General features: G+C 64.2%; 20 protein-coding genes. 7 read left to right on the forward strand and 13 right to left on the reverse strand.

Annotated features, from left to right (window positions below):
* Positions 1-112: 112 nt before the first annotated feature.
* Positions 113-1,006, reverse strand: coding sequence for an NAD(P)-dependent oxidoreductase (locus HV675_RS15370; RefSeq protein WP_175111778.1), 894 nt, complete (start codon positions 1,004-1,006; stop codon positions 113-115).
* A gap of 419 nt (positions 1,007-1,425) precedes the next feature.
* Here HV675_RS15370 and HV675_RS15375 point away from each other — a divergent pair, with 419 nt between their 5' ends.
* Positions 1,426-1,635 (forward strand): dodecin, encoded by a 210-nt coding sequence (locus tag HV675_RS15375; RefSeq protein WP_175111779.1) that lies wholly within the window; start codon positions 1,426-1,428, stop codon positions 1,633-1,635.
* 353 nt (positions 1,636-1,988) lie between these two features.
* Entirely contained in the window at positions 1,989-2,918 is a 930-nt protein-coding gene (locus HV675_RS15380) for a LysR substrate-binding domain-containing protein (protein ID WP_175111780.1), read from the forward strand.
* Positions 2,919-2,953: 35 nt separating this feature from the next.
* Here the strand turns inward: HV675_RS15380 and HV675_RS15385 are convergent, their stop codons facing one another.
* Entirely contained in the window at positions 2,954-4,336 is a 1,383-nt protein-coding gene (locus HV675_RS15385; protein WP_175111781.1) for an 8-oxoguanine deaminase, read from the reverse strand.
* Between the two features lie 374 nt (positions 4,337-4,710).
* On the opposite strand from HV675_RS15385, the gene uraH reads away from it, so the two are divergent.
* Together uraH and HV675_RS15395 are read left to right on the forward strand one after the other, a co-directional pair.
* Entirely contained in the window at positions 4,711-5,064 is a 354-nt protein-coding gene (gene uraH, locus HV675_RS15390; protein WP_175111782.1) for a hydroxyisourate hydrolase, read from the forward strand.
* Positions 5,065-5,330: 266 nt separating this feature from the next.
* Complete coding sequence (locus HV675_RS15395; protein WP_175111783.1) at positions 5,331-6,524, forward strand: urate hydroxylase PuuD; 1,194 nt, start codon at positions 5,331-5,333, stop codon at positions 6,522-6,524.
* A 321-nt stretch (positions 6,525-6,845) separates the two neighbouring features.
* On the opposite strand, the gene HV675_RS15400 is transcribed toward HV675_RS15395, so the two are convergent.
* The 11 genes from HV675_RS15400 to HV675_RS15450 all read right to left on the reverse strand — a co-directional run bounded on the left by HV675_RS15400 (position 6,846) and on the right by HV675_RS15450 (position 17,246).
* The gene (locus HV675_RS15400; protein WP_175111816.1) at positions 6,846-7,358 is read right to left on the reverse strand and encodes an ureidoglycolate lyase; all 513 of its coding nucleotides are present in this window, start codon (positions 7,356-7,358) and stop codon (positions 6,846-6,848) included.
* 14 nt (positions 7,359-7,372) lie between these two features.
* The gene (alc, locus tag HV675_RS15405) at positions 7,373-8,383 is read right to left on the reverse strand and encodes an allantoicase (RefSeq protein ID WP_175111784.1); all 1,011 of its coding nucleotides are present in this window, start codon (positions 8,381-8,383) and stop codon (positions 7,373-7,375) included.
* A 62-nt stretch (positions 8,384-8,445) separates the two neighbouring features.
* Positions 8,446-8,967: a 2-oxo-4-hydroxy-4-carboxy-5-ureidoimidazoline decarboxylase gene (gene uraD / locus HV675_RS15410; protein WP_175111785.1), complete on the reverse strand. Its 522-nt coding sequence runs from the start codon at positions 8,965-8,967 to the stop codon at positions 8,446-8,448.
* Positions 8,964-9,914: an allantoinase PuuE gene (gene puuE / locus HV675_RS15415; protein ID WP_175111786.1), complete on the reverse strand. Its 951-nt coding sequence runs from the start codon at positions 9,912-9,914 to the stop codon at positions 8,964-8,966. Before puuE ends, uraD begins: the two co-directional genes overlap by 4 nt.
* 146 nt (positions 9,915-10,060) lie before the next feature.
* The gene (locus tag HV675_RS15420) at positions 10,061-10,924 is read right to left on the reverse strand and encodes an aspartate/glutamate racemase family protein (protein ID WP_175111787.1); all 864 of its coding nucleotides are present in this window, start codon (positions 10,922-10,924) and stop codon (positions 10,061-10,063) included.
* 71 nt (positions 10,925-10,995) lie between these two features.
* Positions 10,996-12,489, reverse strand: coding sequence for an NCS1 family nucleobase:cation symporter-1 (locus tag HV675_RS15425; RefSeq protein ID WP_175111788.1), 1,494 nt, complete (start codon positions 12,487-12,489; stop codon positions 10,996-10,998).
* Positions 12,490-12,807: 318 nt separating this feature from the next.
* Complete coding sequence (locus tag HV675_RS15430) at positions 12,808-13,527, reverse strand: GntR family transcriptional regulator (RefSeq protein ID WP_175111789.1); 720 nt, start codon at positions 13,525-13,527, stop codon at positions 12,808-12,810.
* Between the two features lie 397 nt (positions 13,528-13,924).
* Positions 13,925-14,860, reverse strand: coding sequence for a muramoyltetrapeptide carboxypeptidase (gene ldcA / locus HV675_RS15435; protein WP_175111790.1), 936 nt, complete (start codon positions 14,858-14,860; stop codon positions 13,925-13,927).
* A gap of 102 nt (positions 14,861-14,962) precedes the next feature.
* Positions 14,963-15,538: a tRNA adenosine(34) deaminase TadA gene (tadA, locus tag HV675_RS15440; protein ID WP_246270303.1), complete on the reverse strand. Its 576-nt coding sequence runs from the start codon at positions 15,536-15,538 to the stop codon at positions 14,963-14,965.
* Between the two features lie 146 nt (positions 15,539-15,684).
* Entirely contained in the window at positions 15,685-16,083 is a 399-nt protein-coding gene (locus HV675_RS15445) for a DnaJ family domain-containing protein (protein WP_175111817.1), read from the reverse strand.
* A 497-nt stretch (positions 16,084-16,580) separates the two neighbouring features.
* Positions 16,581-17,246, reverse strand: coding sequence for a 2'-5' RNA ligase family protein (locus tag HV675_RS15450; protein WP_175111791.1), 666 nt, complete (start codon positions 17,244-17,246; stop codon positions 16,581-16,583).
* Positions 17,247-17,503: 257 nt separating this feature from the next.
* Here HV675_RS15450 and HV675_RS15455 point away from each other — a divergent pair, with 257 nt between their 5' ends.
* The 3 genes from HV675_RS15455 to HV675_RS15465 all read left to right on the forward strand — a co-directional run bounded on the left by HV675_RS15455 (position 17,504) and on the right by HV675_RS15465 (position 20,514).
* A complete protein-coding gene (locus HV675_RS15455) occupies positions 17,504-18,244 on the forward strand; it encodes an ATP-binding cassette domain-containing protein (RefSeq protein WP_175111792.1) in 741 nt (246 codons plus the stop codon).
* Positions 18,245-18,313: 69 nt separating this feature from the next.
* Positions 18,314-19,309: an ABC transporter permease gene (locus HV675_RS15460; RefSeq protein ID WP_175111793.1), complete on the forward strand. Its 996-nt coding sequence runs from the start codon at positions 18,314-18,316 to the stop codon at positions 19,307-19,309.
* Between the two features lie 212 nt (positions 19,310-19,521).
* Entirely contained in the window at positions 19,522-20,514 is a 993-nt protein-coding gene (locus tag HV675_RS15465; RefSeq protein WP_175111794.1) for a sugar-binding protein, read from the forward strand.
* Positions 20,515-20,635: the final 121 nt, after the last annotated feature.

A 20,635-nucleotide genomic window follows, 5' to 3' on the forward strand; every position in this document is an offset into this window, starting at 1 on the left:
GATAGTGATCCGACGTGGATCGCCGAAAAACCCAATATTTTAGCAGCATATGGTGTCGCCCGGCCGGGCGGCGCGTGCGCCGATCCGCATTGCGCGAGCGGCCGGCGGCACTTCAGTTGCGCCGGCCCGGTTGCAAGACGTCGACGAACGCGGAGAAGTCTGCATCTGCGAGGCCCATCGCGGCGGCCAGCCGCAGAATCTGCTGAACCGTGCCCGCGACCGGCATTGGCGTGCCGGTTTCGTAGGCGGTCGCGGCAATCGTGTCGACATCTTTCTGGAACGTGCGCATCGCGCCGATCGGCGTATCGCCGCGTCGCGTCATGCGCGGCACGAAGGTTTGCAGCAGCACCGAGTCCGCCCAGCCGCCCGCGAGCGCTTCGGTGAGTCTGGCCGCATCGATGCCGCTGTTCTGCGCGAGACTGACCGCTTCGGCGATCGCGGCCACCGTCGCGGTGACGATCGACTGATTGCAGAGCTTCGCGGTCTGGCCGGCGCCGGCGCCGCCCATATGCGTGATACGCGCGGCGTACGCGCCGATGACCGGTGTCGCCGCTTCGACGTCCGCCGCCGCGCCGCCCGCCATCACCGCGAGCGTGCCGGCCGTGGCGCCCGCCACGCCGCCGGAGACCGGCGCGTCGACCCAACCGATACCCAACTGCGCCGCGCGCTGCGCAAAGCCGCGCGTCGCGGCGGGCGCAATGCTCGAATGATCGACGATGCGCCGCACGCGCGTCGCGCTGTGCGTGCGTTGCGCGGCTGCCGCGATACCGTGCTCGGGGTCGAACACGACCTGCTCGACTGCCGCCGCATCCGATACGCACAGGAAAATCAGCTCGACGCTGCTGGCGAGCGCGCCGGGAGTCGGCACGACGCGCGCGCCGTCTTTCGCCAGCGCCTGCGCCTTGTCCGGTGTGCGATTCCACACGTGGACCATGTGGCCCGCGCGCAGCAGGTGCCGGATCATCGGTGCGCCCATCAGTCCTGGGCCGCAAAAACCCACTTCCATTGTTTCGATTCCTCGTTGTCGGTTTGCTGGTTTGATTGGTTTGGTTGGGTTGATCGCTTTGGTTTGGATCACGGCTTCGCGGCGGCGCAGCGATCGATGTGCGTTACCGCCGGAGTCGCCTCGCCTCGATCGCCCCGATCGCATCGTCTGGCTGCGGTCGCCTCGCTGCTTGCGCGTTGCCGCCGTGTGCCTTGCCATTTGTGTCTTGCCGCTGGTGTCCCACCGTTTATGCCCGACAGGCCATACCCGGCCGCCCATCATAGCGCCGCGCATCGGCACGCGCGGCGAAAACGCCCACGTTTCACGCACCTTACGCACGATGCGGCGCGTATTGCCGGGCACGTCAAGTGCGTGCAAATCCGGGGGATTCGCGGCAAGCGCGTTACCTATACTTTTTTCGACCCCACTGGAGGTGCATCATGAGCGAGCATGTCTACAAGACGATCGAAATCACCGGTTCCTCGCCGCAATCGAGCGACGCCGCGATTCGCAGCGCAATCGAGAAGGCGTCGAAAACCTTGCGTAATCTGTGCTGGTTCCAGGTGGTCGAGACGCGTGGCCATATCGATAACGGCCAGATCGCGCACTGGCAGGTGACAGTCAAGGTCGGACTGCGCCTCGAAGACTGACGCGGCACACCTTACGCCGCACCGATCGACGACATGTATGCGCCCATGCGGGCGCAGCTCGATTTCGCTCCGCTGATTCTCGCGCCGCGCCTGTCGCGGTACGCATTGCGCGTCCTCATCTCTCTCGCCCGCACTGGCCGGCCCTGCCACGCGCGGCGCCTCCTTTTCCGCGCTATTGCGGCGTTTTTGCACTGTGCCGTGCAAGCCGCCGCGCAACCCGCCTTGCGATAGTCATACGCTCAACGCCAACGCCGCTGCGGGTAAGCCTCCCTTGACGACCCGAAACGTCTATATTAAAAACGATATACCCCCACATCCTATCGATCAGCCCCGTCATATAATCCGGAGAAGTCATGAGTCAGCAACGCGAGGCGATCGACACCTATCTGCTGCGCGTGTTGCACACGCTGCTGATGGAACGCAGCGTCACGCGCGCGGCCGTCAAGCTCAACCAGTCGCAGCCGGCCATCAGCGCCGCGCTGCGCCGCCTGCGCGACATCACCGGCGACCCGCTGCTGGTGCGCGGCAAATCCGGCATGGTGCCGACCGAATACGGGCTGCGTCTGCTCGAGCCCACGCAAAACGCGCTGCGCGAAATCGAGCGCATCCGCTTCCAGCAGCACAACTTCGATCCCGCGACGTCGATCCGTTGCTACCGCATCGGCTGCCCGGACTATCTGAACGTGCTGTTCGTGCCGACGGTCGTCGAGCGCTTCCGGCAAGCGGCGCCGAACGCGACGCTCGAGTTTCATTCGCTCGGCCCCGCGTTCGACTACGAACTCGCGCTCGAAGACGGCAAGCTCGACATCGTCGTCGGCAACTGGCCCGAGCCGCCCGAGCAGTTGCATCTGTCGAATCTGTTCGTCGATCAGATCGTTTGCCTGATGGGCAATACGCATCCGTTCGCGAGGCGCGGCTCGATCACGCTCGAGCAGTATCTGAATGCGCCGCACCTCGCGCCGACGCCCTATTCGGTCGGCCAGCGCGGCGCCATCGACGTGCATCTCGCGCGCGAGCGGTTGAAGCGCCACGTGGTCGTCACGCTGCCCTACTTCAATCTCGCGCCGTATGTGCTGATCAAATCCGATTTGATCTTCACCACGACGCGCCTGTTTGCCGACTACTACGCGAAGTTTCTGCCGTTGACGGTGATGCCCGCGCCACTCGACTTTCCGCCGATGCAGTACTACCAGCTGTGGCACGAGCGTGTGCATTACTCCGATGAAGTGCGCTGGCTGCGCAGCCTCGTCGGCGAAGCGACGCGCACGTTGATCGCCAAATAGGCGCTTGCCCGTTGCGGACGCACTGCATCGCGCGCTCAGGCTGCGTCGACGAGTTGCCGCGCCAGCCGGTTGTGACGCTCGATCAACGGACCGGGATCGACCGTACCGAGTACGCCGTCCTTCACCACGTGCCGGCCATTGATCACGCTATTGGCCACCTGGGACGGCGCGCAAAATACCAGCGCCGCAACCGGATCCGACAGCGCGCCCGCAAAGATCGGCTGACGCAGATCGAACGATACGAAGTCCGCCGCCATACCCGGCGCGAGCGCGCCGATATCGTCGCGGCCCAGCACCGCCGCGCCGCCGCGCGTCGCAATCTCGAGCGCTTCACGCGCGGTCATCGCATCCGGGCCGAAGCCGACCCGCTGCAGCAACAGCGCCTGCCGGACTTCGGCGACCATCTGCGCGCCGTCGTTCGACGCCGAACCGTCGACCCCGAGCCCGACCGGCACGCCCGCGAGCCGCATGCGCCTGACCGGCGCGATGCCCGAGCCGAGCCGCATGTTCGAGCACGGACAGTGCGCGACACCCGTGCCGGTGCGCGCGAAGAGGTCGATGCCCGCGTCGTCCAGCTGCACGCAGTGCGCGTGCCACACGTCGCGACCGAGCCAGCCGAGTTCCTCCGCGTACTGCGCCGGCGTCATGCCGAATTTCTCGCGGCTATACGCGACGTCGTTGAGGTTCTCGGCCAGATGCGTATGCAACGACACGCCGTAAGACCGCGCGAGCGCCGCGGATTCCTGCATCAGGTCGCGGCTCACGGAAAACGGCGAGCACGGCGCGACGGCAATGCGCAGCATCGCGTAGCGCCCGGCATCGTGCCAGGTCTCGACCACGCGCTGCGTGTCCTTCAGAATGTCCGCTTCGCGTTCGACCACCGCATCCGGCGGCAAGCCGCCATCGCGCTGGCCGACGCTCATGCTGCCGCGGCACGCATGAAAACGCATGCCGATGCGCTGCGCGGCTTCGATACTGTCGTCGAGCCGGCTGCCGTTCGGAAACATATACAGATGATCGCTCGACGTCGTGCAGCCGGACAGCAGCAGCTCCGCCATCGCGGTCAGCGTCGATACCTCGATCATCTCCGGCGTGAGATTCGCCCACACGCCGTAGAGCGCGGTGAGCCAGCCGAACAGCTCGGCATTCTGCGCGGCCGGCAGCGCGCGCGTCAGGCTCTGATACATGTGATGATGCGTGTTGACGAGCCCCGGCAGCACCAGATGGCCGCGCAGGTCGAGCACGTCGTCGGCGGTCTGCGGCAGTTCGGCCGTTGCGCCGACCGCGATAATCCGGCCGTCTTCGATATACAGGCCGGCATCGCGCAGTTCGCGCCGGGTATCGTCCATCGTCACCAGCACGTCCGCGTGTTTGACCAGCATCGTCTTGCGGGGCATGTTGCGCTGCGTCGCCGTCATACGTTTCTCCTTGATCGACGTCACCTTCGGCGGTCAAAATCGGCTTGGCAATGCGTGCCGCAGCGATACCGCGGTTCATTGCGCCGATATAGTGGCCGATATAGCGGCCAGGAACGGGCTCATCGCGGCCGGCTGGACGCGGCGTGGACGTGCGAGGCAACAGGTACGGCAGCCGGCGCAAGCCTTCGCCTATGTGTCAGCCATTATCTTGCCTATCGGGCCGCGCGAGCCTGGCCAATGTTTCTACAATGCACGTCACGGCGTTCGCTTGATCCGCCGACGGGTATGTAGCCACTGACGTGGAGCCTCGATCCGCCGCACAGCAGAGGATCGGGCGCCGCTGAAACCTCGCATTGACACAAGGAAAATCGCGAATGGGCAAGCTCACTACCCACGTGCTCGACACCGCGAACGGCCGTCCCGGCGCGGGCATCAAGATCGAACTCTTCGCGCTCGCAGGCGACACGCGCCGCGCGCTGAAAACCACCACCACGAATCGCGACGGCCGCTGCGACGAGCCGCTGCTCGAAGGCGGCGCGTTTGCCGCCGGCGAATACGAGCTCGTGTTTCATGCTGGCGATTATTTCGCGGCGGCCGGCACGCCATTGCCGACGCCGCCTTTCGTCGACCGGGTCGTGCTGCGCTTCGGCGTCGCCGATGCGGCTGCGCATTATCACGTGCCGCTGCTCGTTTCGCCATGGTCGTATAGCACGTACCGCGGCAGCTGAACGGCAACCAGGCGGCAACGGAGCGCTGATCGGACTGCGGCGAAGCAGCAATCGGGCGAGCATCGCACGACGACGCTTCGTGACGGAACAGCCCCGCTCCTGCCGCGCGGGGCTCCGGCTAACAACAACATCAGGCATGCCACGCATCACACCGGCACACGATCGCGTGACGTGCATCACCCCGCAATCGGCGCGATGCTTCGATTGACGCGCGCAACGCGCCCGAAGACACCGCGCATGCGACGCATTGGAAGTGGAGGAGTTTCATGGAAGGCTTTATCACCGACTGGCTGAATCTCGCGATCCGCTGGTTTCACGTCGTCGCCGCCATCGCGTGGATCGGCGAGTCGTTCTATTTCGTCGCGCTCGACAACAGCCTCAAACCGCCGCAGGATCCGAACCAGCGCCGCCGCGGCGTGTTCGGCGAGTTGTGGCACGTGCACGGCGGCGGCTTCTACAACATGCAGAAATACACGGTCGCGCCGCCCGAAATGCCCGACGACCTGCACTGGTCGAAGTGGCCGTCCTACACGACGTGGCTCTCCGGCTTCGGCCTTTTCACGGTGCTGTATCTGTGGTCGCCGAACACCTATCTGATCGATAAGAATGTGCTCGACATGGGCCCGGTGGTCGCGATCTTTTCGGCGGTCGGTTTTCTTGCAGGCGGCTGGATCATCTATGACTCGTTGTGCCGGCTGCTCGGCAAGAACGACCGCGTACTCGGGGTGTGCGTCGGCCTCGTCGTGCTGATCGGCGCGTGGCTCGCGTGCCATATCTTCGCGGGGCGCGCCGCGTATCTGATCATGGGCGCGACGCTCGCGACCATCATGTCCGCGAACGTGTTCTTCGTGATCATTCCGGGTCAGCGCAAGATGGTCGATGCGATGCTCAAGGGCGACACGCCGAACCCGATCTACGGCAAGCGCGGCAAACAGCGTTCGGTGCACAACACGTATTTCACGCTGCCCGTCGTGTTCGCGATGCTGTCGAATCACTATGCGATGACGTACACGCATCCGTACAACTGGGCGGTGCTGGTCGTGATCATGCTCGCGGGCGCGCTGATCCGGCAATTCTTCGTGATGCGCCATCGCGGCCAGGTGCTGTGGTATCTGCCGCTTGGCGGCGTCGCATTGATGGTGGGCGCGCTCGTCTGGACCATGCCGAAGCCGGTCGTGCCGCAAGCCGAGGCCGCGAACGCGCCGAAGCTGCGCGTGGCCGATATCGCGCCGGTGCTGCAGCAGCGCTGCGCCGCGTGCCACTCCGCGCATCCGACGCTGATGGGCAGCGCGCCCGCCGGCGTGATGTTCGATACGCCGGCCGAAATCTCGCAGAACGCGCAGCGCATCTATCAGCAGGCGGTCACGCTGAAGGCGATGCCGCTTGGCAACGTCACGCATATGACCGACGACGAGCGGCAGAAGATTGCCGCATGGTTCCAGGGCGGCGCGTTGCAATAAGTTGTGGCCGCGCAGGTCGCGGCGGCTGCGGGTGCGCGGGCTTTTGCCTGCTCATCGGCTGGAAGCAAGCGCGTCTCGCGAGCGACCCGCATAGGCGCGAAGCGACGTGACAAAAAGCGGTCTCGCGCGTCAGCGTGAGACCGCTTTTTCATGGGATGTCCGGTGTGCGACAAAAGCCTCGGCAACAATCGCGCATACTGCGCGAAGTCGGCCGATCTCGACCTCGGCCTCAGCAGACCATGTAGAAACGATGGTGGGAATTGAAACGCGACAGGCAAAAGAAAGGGCGGCCCATGCCTGTGCAGGCCGCCCCGAACGAGATCAGTACGTGATGACGCTTAGCGCATCATCGGTCAGCCACAGCGATTCGGCCAGATCCTGTTCGTCAAGGTTCACGCCGTCGCCGCCGCGATCGACGACGATAAAGTCGCTCACTTCGCCCAGCGCGATCAGCGGATGGTGCCATACGCCCTTCGCGTAGTTCACTCCCTGCCAGCCGCTCGTGACAAATGCGCGAATCGCGTCCGGGTCGAGATCGCCGGCCGGCGCGACGACCACCAGATACGGCCGGTCGTCGAATGGAATAAACGCCTGGCTGCCCAGCGGATGCCGCTCGAGCATCTTCACCTCGAACGGCAGCGTGCGCGGTTGTCCGCGAAACAGATTGACGAGCGTGCGGCCGCCGGCGTCGTTCACATCCACCTTCGCGAGATCGTGGTAGCGAATCGTCGTGCCGAGATTGATCGGCATCTGCTTCGCGCCTTCGAGTTCGATCACGTCGCCGAACGGCGCGAACGCGGCGCGCGTGAGCGGCTCGATCGGCAGCGTTTTCATCGTGTAGAACGCGTTCATGCCAGCGTGCCCCACAGGCGCAGACGCGATACGCCGCCATCCGGAATGATGTTGAAGCGCACATGCGTGATCGGGCCGAGCGCCTCGATCTCGCTTTCGTAGCCATGCTGCTTATCCATCTGCAGCTTCTGCTCGCCGAGCAGCACCGGCCAGAACATCGCCTGCGTGACCAGCGAACTGTCGGTGCCGCCGGTCACATACGCGGCCTGAATCGAACAGCGATCCGGAAAATTGCCCTTGAAGTGCGCGGTATCGACTTCGATCTTCTTGATCACGCCCGGCTGCGCCAACGCGACGATCGCCCAGTCGTTGCCGGGCTCGCGACGGCGGCGTGTTTCCCAGCCGTCGCCCATATTCACGCCGCGGCCCGGCATCAGGATCGTCGAGGCCGCGCCGAAGTGCTGGTTGTTCGCGGCAACCAGATACGCGCCGTTTTCCATCGCGGCCAGATCGAACAGTTCGGTGCGGCTCGCGCCCGCCCAGTCGACCTGCGGCTGACCGTACACGCGCAAGCGCGCAATGCCGCCGTCCGGGTAGATGTTCACGCGCACGTGCGTGTACGCGTTCGTGTCGGTCACGTCGAGGTAGTGATGGCTGTTGCCTTGCAGCGTCGTCGACGGGACGATCTGCGTCCATTGCGTCGACGGGTTCGGCTTGCCGTCAGTCACGCGCGCCGCTTCCACCGATGCCGCGGGCGGAAAGTTGCCGGTGAAATGGCTCGTGTCGAGGTCGAGCCCCTTGATCGCCCCCGGCCGCGCGAGTTTGACGACGCACCAGTCATAGCCGGTCGTGCGCTTGCGGCGCGTTTCCCAGCCGTCCATCCACTTGCCGTGTTCGTCGTATTTGCCGGGAATGAAGACCGCGGGCTCCGGGTTCAGCATCCGGTCTTTCGGCGCGAAAAATTCGTCGCTTGCTTCGAGCGCCTGCGCGCCAAGCCGCGGGTCGGCGAGATTGACATAGCGGCGCGTGAAATCGGGTGCGTTGGGATCGAGAATCGGGAGTGCCATCGTTGTCTTCCTTGAAGTCTGATGAAGCGTACCGGACGTACGCATTCTTCGTGTGTGCGCCTTTAGCCGCCGAGCAGGTCGTCGAGCCGGAAACGCGCGATCCGGTAGATCTGATCGAGGCTCGCGCGCAACTCGTCCGCGCGGTTGTGCTTCACGCGCGCCTCGAAGTTTTCGATAATGCCGTGCCGGTCGTAGCCGCGCACGGCGAGAATGAATGGGAATCCGAACTTGTCACGATACGCGGCGTTCAACTGCTGCAAGTGATCGAACTCTTCCTGCGTGCATTGATCGAGCCCGGCGCCGCTTTGTTCGCGGGTCGATTCCGCAGTCAGCTCGCCGCGTACCGCGGCCTTGCCGGCGAGCTCCGGGTGCGCGTTGATCAACGCGAGCTGCCTCGCCTCGCCTGCTGTTTCGACCACCCGCGACATCTTGCGATGCAGTTCGTCGATGCTCGCGAATGGACGCATGCCGGCGGCCGTATCGGCCACCCACGGCGAATGTTCGAAGATGCCCGATAACGCCGCGACGAATGCATCTTTCGAAATGCGGTTCAATTGGTCAAGGGTATATTGCATCGCTTTCATGCGGTTGCCCCGCGTTCCGGTTGCTGGTACGGATGATGTTCGCGCCAATGCCGCGCGATATCGAGCCGGCGCGCGACCCACACGCGATCATGCTGCTCGATGTGATCGAGAAAACGCTGCAGCGCGCGAAAGCGCCCGGGGCGCCCGAGCAGCCGGCAATGCATGCCGATCGACATCATCTTCGGCGCTTCGTCGCCCTCTTCGTACAACACGTCGAACGTGTCGCGCAGGTAGGTGAAGAAATGCTCCGCGGTGTTGAACCCTTGCGGTGTCGCAAACCGCATGTCGTTGGTGTCGAGCGTATAAGGGACGATCAGTTGCGGCACCGTTGCGCCGCCCGTCACGTCGACGTCCATCCAGAACGGAAGGTCGTCGCCGTAGTAGTCGGAGTCGTACAGAAAGCCGCCATATTCCGCCACCAGCCGATGCGTATTCGGACTGTCTCGGCCGGTGTACCAGCCAAGCGGCCGCACGCCGGTCACACGCTCGATCGCCTCCATGCCGAGGCGCATATGCTCGGCTTCGCGCTCCGGCGTGAAGTCCTGATAGTGAATCCAGCGATACCCATGGCAGGCGATTTCATGCCCCAGCTCGACGAACGCGCGCGCGACTTCCGGATGGCGCTCGATCGCCATGCCGACACCGAACACCGTGAGCGGCAAGCCGCGCTTTTCGAATTCGCGCAGGATGCGCCACACGCCCGCCCGCGAGCCGTATTCATAGATCGATTCCATGCTCATATGGCGTGCCGGAAACGACGCGGCGCCGACGATTTCCGACAGGAACTGCTCCGAACCGGCATCGCCGTGCAGCACGCAGTTCTCGCCGCCTTCTTCGTAATTGAGCACGAATTGCACGGCGACACGCGCGCCGCCGGGCCAGTTCGCATGCACCGGATAACGGCCGTAACCGATCAGGTCGCGTGGGTAGTTCGGATCGAATGGCATGATTGGATGGCAAGCAGGTTGAATCGGGCACGCGATGCGGCGACCATTTCGCGTTCACGCGAAGGCGCTCATACGCGCGCGTCAGGATCGAGCCAGTGTAGCGAAAACGCCCGGGCGCGCGCATACACCCGGGCCGATAGTGCGGGTCACACCGGGTGTATATGCGATGCGGCGTCGTGCCCGGCGGAACTCGACGCCGTGACCGCCGACGGGCTTTGCGCCGGATCGGACGCAAGGTTCGCGTTTACCCTTGTCGAACCGCGCTGCGCTTGCGCTTCGCCCGGACTGAAGCGCTCAAACGCGCCGTCATAGCGCTTCGCCAGTGGCCGTGCGTAGTCGCCGCGCTTGGCCGTCGACAGCCGCAGCGCGACCAGCGCCTCGACCCATTTGACCGCCGCGGTCACGCCTTCGACAACGGGCGCGCCCACCGCATCCTCGATTTCCGCGCACAGTTCGACCATTCCCGCGCAGCCGAGCACGATCGCGTCCGAGCCGTCTTCGTCGAGCGCGCGCCGGCATTCGTCGATAATCAGCCGGCGCGCGGCGGAGCCCGGCTGGTCGAGATCGAGCACCGCGACGTCGGTGGCGCGCACGTTACGGCAGAAGCGCGTCATGCCATAACGCTCGGCAAGATGCCACGCCATCCCGCAGGTACGCGACAGCGTCGTCACAACCGAGAAGCCCGGCGCGAGCACGCTCGCCGCATGCATTGCCGCCTCGGCGATGCCGATTACCGGGCCGCGCGCCAGCTCGCGCGCGGCATAGAGGCCAGGGTCGCCGAAGCAGGCGATCACGTAGCCATCGCAGCCTGCACGCTCGCCGGCCTCGACTTCGGCAAGCAGACCCGGCGTCGCCATCGCTTCGTCGTAGTAGCCTTCGATCGACGGCGGCCCCATTGTCGGGCTCACGGCGATCACCTCGGTGCCCGGCGCGACAATGTTGCGTGCGCAACGACCCATCGCATCGGTCATGCGCTGCGTCGTGTTCGGGTTGATCAGTTTGATACGCATATCGACTCCTGTTGCCGCGCGAATACGCAAATACGCGAGTTCGCGCGTGACTGCATGACGATGCGGCGACTTTACTTGCGCGCGATCGCGAAATAGAACACCGCAGCCAATGCCGCGCCGACGAACCACGAGAAATTCGCGAGGCCGTCGAGTGCCGGCACCATCACGCACAGCACCGCGATCAGCGCGGCCGGCAACAGCGCCGCGACCGCGCGATAGTTGACGCCGTTGCGATACCAGTACGTACCCTGCGCCGATACCGTGTACAGGTCGTCGAGCACGATCTTCTGGCGCTTCACGAAGTAGTAGTCGACGATCAGCACACCATACAGCGGTCCGATAAAGCTGCCGAGCACGTCGAGCGTGTAATGGATCACCGCCGGATTATTGAACAGGTTCCACGGCGTGATGAATATCGAAGCGACCGCCGCCAGCATGCCGCCCGCGCGCCAGCTGATCAAACGCGGCGCGACATTGGAGAAATCGAACGCGGGCGACACGAAGTTCGCCACGATATTGATGCCGATCGTCGCGATCGTGAACGTCAGCGCGCCGAGAATCACCGCGGTCGGATAGTCGATGCGGCCCACCGTCTCGACCGGATCGGTAATCAGCTCGCCGAACACCGGCAGCGTCGCGGCGGTCGTAATCACGGTCACCAGCGAGAAGGCGAGAAAGTTGACCGGCAAGCCCCAGAAGTTGCCGCGCTTCACGCTGCGAAAGCTCTTGCCGTAGCGCGAGAAGTCGCCGAAGTTCAGCATCGGCCCCGAGAAGTACGATACGACGAGCGAGATCGCGGTGACCATCACCGGCAACACCTCCATGCCGTGATACTTGACGCCGCCGAGATTGATGCCGATGTTTCTCCAGCCCGCGCGCCACACCATGTAGCCGGCCAGAATGAACATCACGACGTAGACCGCCGGACCCGCGAAGTCGATGAACTTCTTGATCGTCTCCATGCCGTTCCAGAACACCAGCGCCTGCAGCACCCACAGCAGCATGAAGCCGGCCCAGCCGACGGTCGACAGGCCCATCAAGCCGTGATGATGCACATCCGCATACGGCACCAGTTGCGGGAAGAATTTCAGCACGACGATCACGAGCGCGCTCGACGCGAGATACGTCTGGATGCCGTACCACGCGACGGCGATCAGGCCGCGAATCACCGCCGGCACATTCGCGCCGAGCACGCCGAACGTCGCGCGGCACGCAACCGGATAAGGCACACCGTTTTGCTGGCTGGGCTTCGCAATCAGGTTGCACAGCAGGTTGACGAGCGTGATGCCGACCAGCAGCGCGATCAACACCTGCCAGCTCGTCAGGCCGAGCGCAAACAGGCTGCCTGCGAAGACGTAGCCGCCGACGCTGTGCACGTCGGACATCCAGAACGCGAAGATGTTGTACGCACCCCAGGTTTGCTTGTGCAAGGGCGCGAGATCTTCGTTATACAAACGTTCGCTGTAACCGGCGGGCAGCGAGATGTCCGCTGCCGCCGCGTCGGCGCTGCTGTCGTCGAATGCGGGGATGCCCGGGTTGCCCGGCGCTGCGCTGAACTGAGCCATGAACTCCTCCAAGGATTGGGACCATCGGTCGAAAGCCGCGTTGAAACGCGGTTTCAAAGCCGCTTGGCCACTGCATCGTGCATGCCAGTCACACGGCCGCCGTTTCTACCATCACGGCCGATGCGTTGTGCATGCGCTTTGCCGCGGTTGTCTCCGTACTTACGTACTTGTTCTGATGGCTTCGGCAGAGGCCGCGGACCTCTACCGGAACGTCGCCGCGTAGATGGGCGTCGCCTTGCGGCGGCACCCATGTCGCGATCATTCAGTTCGAATTCAGTGCAGCGCGCACCGCGCGTGAGCGCGCAGGCGCCGCGTGCTTCATCCTGACGCGCGCTGGCTCGCGCGCGTGCCGAATACTTCATGCAGATCGGCCGGGCCGGTTGCCGGCCGATCGAGCATCTTCAGTTCGACGCTTTGCAAATGGCGCGACATCAAGGCGGCCGCGCTCTTCGCGTCGCCCGCGTCCAGCGCGCCGAGAATCGCTTCGTGGTCTTCGAATGAACACGGGCTGCGTCCGAGCGATTCATACAGCGCGGAGATCAAGGTTGAGCGCGCAACCAGTCCGCTCAAACAGCCGCACAACACCGTGTTGCCGGTCAGCGACGCGAGCTCGGTGTGGAATTCGCCGGAGAGCCGGATCCACGCGGGAAAGTCGCGCGTCTCGAAGGCCTTGCGTTCGCGGCCGATCATTGCGCCGATCGACTTCAGACGTTTCACGCCGTGCCCGCCCGCGCAAATCTTTTCGACCACAGCCAGTTCGATGATGCGGCGCATCTCGAACACTTCATGCACTTCCTGCAGCGTCGGGCTCGCGACAAACGCACCGCGATTCGGTTCGAGGTCCACGAGCCGGTCGTTCGCGAGCAGCGTCAGCGCCTGGCGGATCGGTCCGCGCTTCACGCCGAACACGTCGCATAGCTGCGCTTCGGTCAACTTCGATCCGGGCGCCAGACGATGCTCGAGAATCGCCGCGCGGATACGCTCAGCGATCGCTTCGGGTTTCGAACCATTCGACGGGACGGTGGACGTGTCGGACATGATCGGGCTGCGCTTTATTGAGATAGATCTTAGAAGGCCAATCATAATTGTCAACAATTTTTGACGTTTATTTTCGACAATTCTTAAGCAGGCCTAGTCAGAAGCAGGCGCGGCGGGCTTGCCTGGTCTGGCTGACAGAGCGGCGCACGTTAGGGGCGGGCTTACTTCAATCAGCGCAGCGAGGCGCGCGACGCGCACATTTTGTCAACAAAATGTGCGCCAGCGCGTCTGCGACGAACGCTTCGGCATGCCGTGTGGAAAAGCGCTGCACAAGGCGTTCTATGGGAAGAATTGTGTGCCGGGGTGACGGTGTACAGCCTGCTGCCCGCGTAAAAACCGGAGCCCAGGGGCTCCGCCACGAAGTGGATTCAGTGGGATTTCAGCGGATTTCGTCAGCTTATTCGAGTACCGGATGTCCGGACACCGTCAGCCGGAAGCCGTGCGCGTCGGACGCGAGGTGTGCGTCCGCCCCGACCGGCAAGGTCGCCATGTCCGGAATATGGCCAAACGGCAGCCCCGTGATCACCGGAATGCCGATCACCGCGCGCACCTGCTCGATCATCGCGTGCAGGTCGTAGCCATTGTCGTAGTCGAACTGCTTGCCGCCGGAAAAGTCGCCGAGTACAAGCGCCTGCTGCCGCTCGAGGATGCCGGCCAGTTGCAGTTGATAAATCGCCCGCTCGAGACGGAATGGCTGCTCGTTGACGTCCTCGATAAACAGGATGCCGCCCTCCACCGGCGGCAGATACGGCGTGCCGACCAGCGAGGTCAGTACCGCGAGGTTGCCGCCCCACAGCGTGCCCGTCACGTCCGCCGATTGCGCCTGCGGCACGTTGCTCGCGACCGTGAAAGTGGGCGTCGTCAACGCGCTCCAGAAGTGGCGCATCGTGAATTCACTGACGGCCGGTGCACCGAAATCGCCGACCAGCATCGGGCCTGAGAACGTTGTCACGCCGCAGCGCGCGAGCAACGCGAGCTGAACCGCGGTGAAATCGCTATGTCCGACAAACGCGATCGGCTGGTTCTGCAAGCGGCGCTGCAAACCGTCGTAATCGAGGCCGTGCAGCAGACGCACCGCGCCGTAACCGCCACGCACCGCCAGCACGATGTCGGGCAGTTCGCGCGACGGGTCCGCGAGACGGTTCAGCTCCGCGGCCCGCTCGGCATCCGTGCCCGCGAAGCGCTGATAGCGCCGCTGCGTCGCCGGAATGTTTTCAACGTGATGTCCTTGTGCGCGCAAGCGCTGCAGCGCAAGGTGCAGTGCGGTCGGATCATGCGGATAGCCCGAGGGCGCGATCAGTTCGATCTTGCGGTTCTTGCGGTGCGCGATCATAAGCGGCTGCGATTCAGGTGCAGGCGGGTTGTGATGGGATGCGGCGGCGCGGCCGGCTGCATGGCCGACTACGTGGCCGGCTCCATGGCGACTGCACGGCGTTCAAAGCGGCCAGCGAGTGCCGGGATCGTCACGGCCGTCGACCATTCGCTCGGCGGCGCCTGGCTCGGCAAGTCCCGCGCGCGCTTCACGCGCCGCGCGGCGGCGGTCCGCGAAAAACGACTTCAGTGCCGCGCCGCACTCCTCTTCAAGCACGCCGCCGAGCACGATCGTGTGATGATTCAGCTGGGTATTCGCAAAGGCGTCGACCACGCTGCCGCAGGCGCCGGTCTTCGGATCGCGCGCGCCGAACACGACGCGCGCAATGCGCGCATGCATGATCGCACCCGCGCACATCAGGCACGGCTCGAGGGTCACGAACAGCTCACAGCCGGGCAAGCGGTAGTTCTGCAGTTTGTCGGCAGCGGCTCGCAGCGCGGCCATCTCCGCATGCGCGGACGGATCGTGTCCGCCGATCGGATGATTGAACCCCGTCGCGATCACCTCGCCGCCGCGCACCAGCACCGCGCCGACGGGCACTTCACCGGCCGCGCGCGCCTCTTCTGCCGCGGCTTGCGCGAGCCGCATGAAATAGCGGTCGCGCCCGGCGGCGCTATCAGTATCGATATCGGCGAGCAATGGGGTGAGTGACGCAGCGACGCCTTCCGCGACGGTTCCCGTTGCGGCTGCCAGCTCGTTCGTTGATTTATCAGACTTGGCCACAGCGGCATTATCCGCCACGCCACACGCGGGCGCGGTGACGGGCTTGTTGATCGCCGCGACCACTACGACGTCGTATCGTCGGCCGCGTCGCCGGCGACACGCTCCGACAGACGCTCCGCAATACGGCGGCAGTATTCGCGCGGCACCAGCATCGGGCCTCCGCGCAACGATTCGAGCGCCATATCGAGCGCCAGCATTTTCACCTGCAGCTGGCAGCGCGTCGCGCGGTCGCTGACCGCGGCCATCTCGTCCTGCAGGCTGTGCAGCGCCCGCAATTGCTCGATGGCTGGCGGCACGAAGCCGGCATTTTTCAGAATCCGGTTCGCGATTCGCACTTCTTCAGGGACCAATGGGTCGTCCCCGAAATGGAGCGGCGCGCCGGCACCTGGCAATTCGTCGAATTCACCGCGCGCGGCTGCGGCGGCAATGCGTTGTTCGACTAGCGCATCAAGCAATTTCATTTGCAATCCACTACGTTGCGGCTCGGGCATTCTAACAGCACCAGGCGTATATGTTTCATCCGTAACATAATCGGATCGACCTAGATTGAGAATTTTCTTATTGGAATGCGCTTGCAGGGACATTACGGTCCACAGTTTGGGTGCGCCGAATATGCAATACCCAAACATATTGCTGTGTTCGCGTTTGCATATTTCCGTAAATTCTCCCGATTTAAAGCCTATGACTGCTTCACGAATCAGTGCGCCGAGTACAACCGTGTCGGTGTGCGCCCCGCGCGCCGCGTTCGCGCGGCGCTCACGCATTCGGGTCCTGCTGGGCGCCATTGCGTTGACTGTCGCGCTGTCCGGATGCAGCACGCTGTGCGGATTGGCGGGCGGAAGCGGCGGCGGGATGGCGGGCGGATGTGCGACCGGCGTTCGCTTCTAGGCGAGGCGGTCTACGCCGCGTTCACATCGCACTGACGCTTGCGCAAGCATCGAGACGCAAGCCCTTCGGCTCACGTCGTGGCATGCAACGGCCAACGCGCCAGCGCGATATGGCGCGAGCGGCCGAGCAGACTGTGCACAAGCACGAAATCTTGCACAGTCCAACTAACCGGTTCATCGAGACGTTCGACGAAACGCCGCTTTGCCTCACGCGGATTGCGATAGGCCAGCGTCACGTGCGGCGTGAACGGCGCGCTGCTGCGGCCCGCGAATCCTGCGCTTTCCAGCGCCTTGCCGAGCGCGAAGCGAAATGCGATCAATGCCAGCCCGCCTTCGTGCGCGCGCAGCACGAGCGGCCGGCCGTGAAAGTTTTCCGCGCGATCGAATGCGACCGCGAACGAATTCGCGCTAACCGTCGATGCCGCACGAATCGCCCTTGCGACCACCGCTTGCGGCAAGCCGCCCGCGTAGGTGCCCAGATGATGCAGCGTCACGTGATAGCGCTCGAGTCCGAGCGGCGCCGGCGCGTGCGCGCCCTGTTGCCGACTGCATACGTGTTGCGCGATCTGTTCGATGCGAGCGGCGCTGCGCGTGTCGGGAAAGAGCGCGAAAAAGAGACCGTCGGTCGGCAGCGGCACCGCATCGAAACCGGGCAGCGAAAGCTGCGTGCCGGTCGCGTCGCCGCGTTTCGCGCCGCGGACCGCAACCTGATCGACCTGATCCCCCTCTTCGCCCATCGACGCTCCAGCGCTAACGCGACTCACACCTTCTCCCGTGACGTGACCTTGAATCCCACGCAGAAACGCCATGATAGGCGACACGCATGATGCTAGCGATCGAGACGCGCAACGCGGGCGTCCGTCCGGAAAAACCCGCGATTGTTTTATAAAGACACGCTGACTAGCATGTCTACTCTACCGGCCGCCCGGCCGAGCGAACAGCCAAAGAAACAGTGAAGAAGCGGGCGGCATCACTGGAGCGAGCGCGACCGGCCATGAGTCTTCTGGAACTCAGCGGCATTTCCAAGCACTTCGGCGCCATTCAAGCGCTGACCGACGTGACGTTCGATCTGGAACCGGGTCAGGTAGTCGGTCTCATGGGGGACAACGGGGCCGGCAAATCGACGCTGGTGAAAGTGATCGCCGGCAACTTTCCGCCGTCGCACGGCGAAATCCGCATCGACGGCAAGGCGGTGCATTTCGGCAAGCCACTCGATGCGCGCGCGCAGGGCATCGAAGTCGTCTATCAGGATCTTGCGCTGTGCGACAACCTCACGGCCGCCGCGAATGTCTTTCTCGGACGTGAGCCGCGCATCGGCTTCGGACCCATCCGTATTCTCGATCACGCGTCGATGTATCGGCGCGCGGGCGAACTTTTCAAAGAGCTGAAATCGGAGACGCGTCCACGCGATCTCGTCCGGCAGATGTCCGGCGGTCAGCGGCAGGCGGTGGCGATTGCGCGCACGCGCCTTTCCGAAGCGCGACTCGTGATCATGGACGAGCCGACCGCCGCGATCAGCGTGCGCCAGGTGGCGGAGGTGCTCGAGCTTATCAAGCGCCTGTCCGCGCATGGCATCGCCGTCATTCTGATCAGCCACCGTATGCCCGACGTGTTCGCGGTCGCCGACCGGGTGGTCGTGATGCGGCGCGGGCGCAAGGTCGCGGACAAGCAAACCGCGGCGTCGTCGCCGGAAGAAGTCACCGGCCTGATTACCGGAGCCATCGCCGCCGCCTGAAACCGCCTGAACCTGGCTGTTGCGCAGAGGAGACCGAAATTGAACGATGCGCCGGAAAGGCCTACGCCTTTGCAAACGCTGCTAGACGATCCGCAGTCGGCGAAGACGCATACGCGCTGGAGCGGCCTGCTCGCAAGCCAGGTGTTCTGGGTCGTGCTCGCGACGATCGTCGCGTGCGTGCTGCTGTCGTTCACCACCTCCACCTTTGCCACCTCGCAGAACCTCTTCAACGTCACGCGCAACTTCGCGTTTGTCGCAATCGTCGCGCTCGGCATGATGGCGGTGATCGTCACCGGCGGCATCGATATTTCGGTGGGGTCGACCATCGGCGTGAGCGGCATCGTGCTCTCGGTGGTGATGAATGCGGGCTATCCGATCTGGGCCGGCATCGGCCTCGCGCTGCTGACCGCCGCCGGCGTCGGCCTCGTCAACGGCGTGCTGATCGCTTATCTGAACATGCAGCCGTTTGTCGTGACGCTCGGCATGCTGAGCGTCGGCCGCAGCCTTGCGCTCGTGATTTCCGGCAGCCGCACCATCTTCGATTTCGGTCCGGACGGCAGCAAGCTCCTCGCGCTCGGTGGCGGCTCGACGCTCGGCGTGGCCAACCCGGTGTGGTTCCTCGTCGTGCTCGCCGTGCTTTTCTGGTTCGCGTTCGCCTTCACGCGCTGGGGTCGCTATGTGTTCGCGGTCGGCGGCAATCGCCATGCGGCGAATCTGACCGGCGTGCCGGTGCGTCGCGTGATCTGCTCGGTCTATGTGCTGGGCGGCCTGATGGCGGGCGTCGCGGCGGTCCTCGAAGTCGGCTGGCTCGGCGCGGTGACGACGGGCCTCGGCACCGGCGACGAATTGCGCGTGATCGCCGCGACGGTGATCGGCGGCACCAATCTGACGGGCGGCATCGGCAGCGCGTTCGGCACCGTCGTGGGCGCCGCATTGATCGAAGTCATCCGCAACAGTTTGATTCTGCTCGGCGTCGACTCGTTCTGGCAGGGAACGGTCGTGGGCTCCTTCATCATCGTCGCGGTGCTGTTCAACCGGCTCGGCGGCGAGCGGCAAAACGACTGATATGTCTTCGGATGCACCGGCCGCGAGGCGGCGGGTGCCACGCAAGGCGGGCGCGACCGGGCGAGACGCGGAACAGCCGGACGCAGGGGTGCGCAAGACCGCACGGTTCCGCTGGAGGGCTCGCGCTCGAACCCGGGCTTGCCGTGGGCTCGTCGTGAAAACTGAGCGAGAGACTTGGGCACCGTCAAAGCGGCGCCGAACAGGAGGAAATAATGAAGAAAGTGTGGATGTGTCTTGCCGCGATCGCAGGCCTTGCTACGCTGGCCTCCCCCGTCTTTGCGGCCGATAAGACGCTGGCGCTGGTGGTGAAGGGCCTCGACAACCCGTATTTCGACCTGATGCACCAGGGTTGCGACCGGGCCAACAAGGAACTCGGCAAGCAGGGCTACACCTGCTACTACACCGGCCCGGCGACGGCTGCCGATGAAACCGCCGAAGTGCAGATCATCGACGACCTGCTCACCAAGGGTGTAGCCGCGATCGCGATCTCGCCATCGAACGCACCGGCTGTGGCCGAGGTGATTCGCCGCCGCAACACGAAGATTCCGGTGATCACCGCGGATGCCGATCTGCTGCCGAAGGACGCGTCGCTGCGCAAGAGCTATGTCGGCACCGACAACTACGAACTGGGCCAGAAGCTCGGCGAACAGTTGAAGCTGCTGATGCCCAAAGGCGGCAATATCTGCCTCGTGATGGGCAACCCGGCGGCCGAAAACATCAACCAGCGTGCTCAGGGCACGCGCGACGCCCTCTCCGGCAAGAAGGGAACGAAGAAGCTGGCCGGCGAAAACAACTGGCGTGAAATCAGCGCCTGCCCGCTCTATGTGAACGACGACGCCGCGAAGGCGAACCAGATGATGCAGGACACACTGACCGCCAATGCGACCGGACTCGACGCATTCGTGCTCGAAGGCGGCTGGCCGTTGTTTGCGCCGCAGGCATATTCGCAGGTCGTCGCGCCGATCATGGACAAGATTCAGAGCGGCAAGTTCGTGATCGTGTCGGCCGATACGCTTGGACCTGAACTGCAGGCGCTGAAGGACCATAAGGTCAATGTGCTGGTCGGTCAGCGGCCGGAGGAGATGGGCTATCAGGCCGCAATGGTGATGCGCGACCTCGCGGAAGGAAAGTCGGTCAAGCCGGTGATCCACACGGGGCTGGATACGTGCACGTGGCAGAACGCGGATACGTGTCTCAAGCATTGACGAGTGGAGTGCAGGCATGCGGATTGTGTCCGCTGCGATTGCAGGCATGAACGGATAACGGATGACCGATTCGGGAACTGAAGCGACCTCGCTTCGGTTCCCGTTGCGGGCGTCGCTCACG

The organism is Paraburkholderia solisilvae (assembly GCF_902859875.1).
Lineage (GTDB): Bacteria > Pseudomonadota > Gammaproteobacteria > Burkholderiales > Burkholderiaceae > Paraburkholderia > Paraburkholderia solisilvae.

Excerpts from the sequence above, each read along its gene's own strand:
- HV675_RS15425 (WP_175111788.1), bottom strand. The coding sequence starts at position 12,489 with ATGGCTCAGTTCAGCGCAGCGCCGGGCAACCCGGGCATCCCCGCATTC.
- HV675_RS15445 (WP_175111817.1), bottom strand. The coding sequence starts at position 16,083 with ATGAAATTGCTTGATGCGCTAGTCGAACAACGCATTGCCGCCGCAGCC.
- HV675_RS15400 (WP_175111816.1), bottom strand. The coding sequence starts at position 7,358 with ATGAAAACGCTGCCGATCGAGCCGCTCACGCGCGCCGCGTTCGCGCCG.
- HV675_RS15375 (WP_175111779.1), top strand. The coding sequence starts at position 1,426 with ATGAGCGAGCATGTCTACAAGACGATCGAAATCACCGGTTCCTCGCCG.
- HV675_RS15385 (WP_175111781.1), bottom strand. The coding sequence starts at position 4,336 with ATGACGGCGACGCAGCGCAACATGCCCCGCAAGACGATGCTGGTCAAA.
- HV675_RS15455 (WP_175111792.1), top strand. The coding sequence starts at position 17,504 with ATGAGTCTTCTGGAACTCAGCGGCATTTCCAAGCACTTCGGCGCCATT.
- uraH (WP_175111782.1), top strand. The coding sequence starts at position 4,711 with ATGGGCAAGCTCACTACCCACGTGCTCGACACCGCGAACGGCCGTCCC.
- HV675_RS15420 (WP_175111787.1), bottom strand. The coding sequence starts at position 10,924 with ATGCGTATCAAACTGATCAACCCGAACACGACGCAGCGCATGACCGAT.
- ldcA (WP_175111790.1), bottom strand. The coding sequence starts at position 14,860 with ATGATCGCGCACCGCAAGAACCGCAAGATCGAACTGATCGCGCCCTCG.
- HV675_RS15370 (WP_175111778.1), bottom strand. The coding sequence starts at position 1,006 with ATGGAAGTGGGTTTTTGCGGCCCAGGACTGATGGGCGCACCGATGATC.
- HV675_RS15380 (WP_175111780.1), top strand. The coding sequence starts at position 1,989 with ATGAGTCAGCAACGCGAGGCGATCGACACCTATCTGCTGCGCGTGTTG.
- alc (WP_175111784.1), bottom strand. The coding sequence starts at position 8,383 with ATGGCACTCCCGATTCTCGATCCCAACGCACCCGATTTCACGCGCCGC.
- HV675_RS15465 (WP_175111794.1), top strand. The coding sequence starts at position 19,522 with ATGAAGAAAGTGTGGATGTGTCTTGCCGCGATCGCAGGCCTTGCTACG.
- uraD (WP_175111785.1), bottom strand. The coding sequence starts at position 8,967 with ATGAAAGCGATGCAATATACCCTTGACCAATTGAACCGCATTTCGAAA.
- HV675_RS15395 (WP_175111783.1), top strand. The coding sequence starts at position 5,331 with ATGGAAGGCTTTATCACCGACTGGCTGAATCTCGCGATCCGCTGGTTT.
- puuE (WP_175111786.1), bottom strand. The coding sequence starts at position 9,914 with ATGCCATTCGATCCGAACTACCCACGCGACCTGATCGGTTACGGCCGT.
- HV675_RS15450 (WP_175111791.1), bottom strand. The coding sequence starts at position 17,246 with ATGGGCGAAGAGGGGGATCAGGTCGATCAGGTTGCGGTCCGCGGCGCG.
- HV675_RS15430 (WP_175111789.1), bottom strand. The coding sequence starts at position 13,527 with ATGTCCGACACGTCCACCGTCCCGTCGAATGGTTCGAAACCCGAAGCG.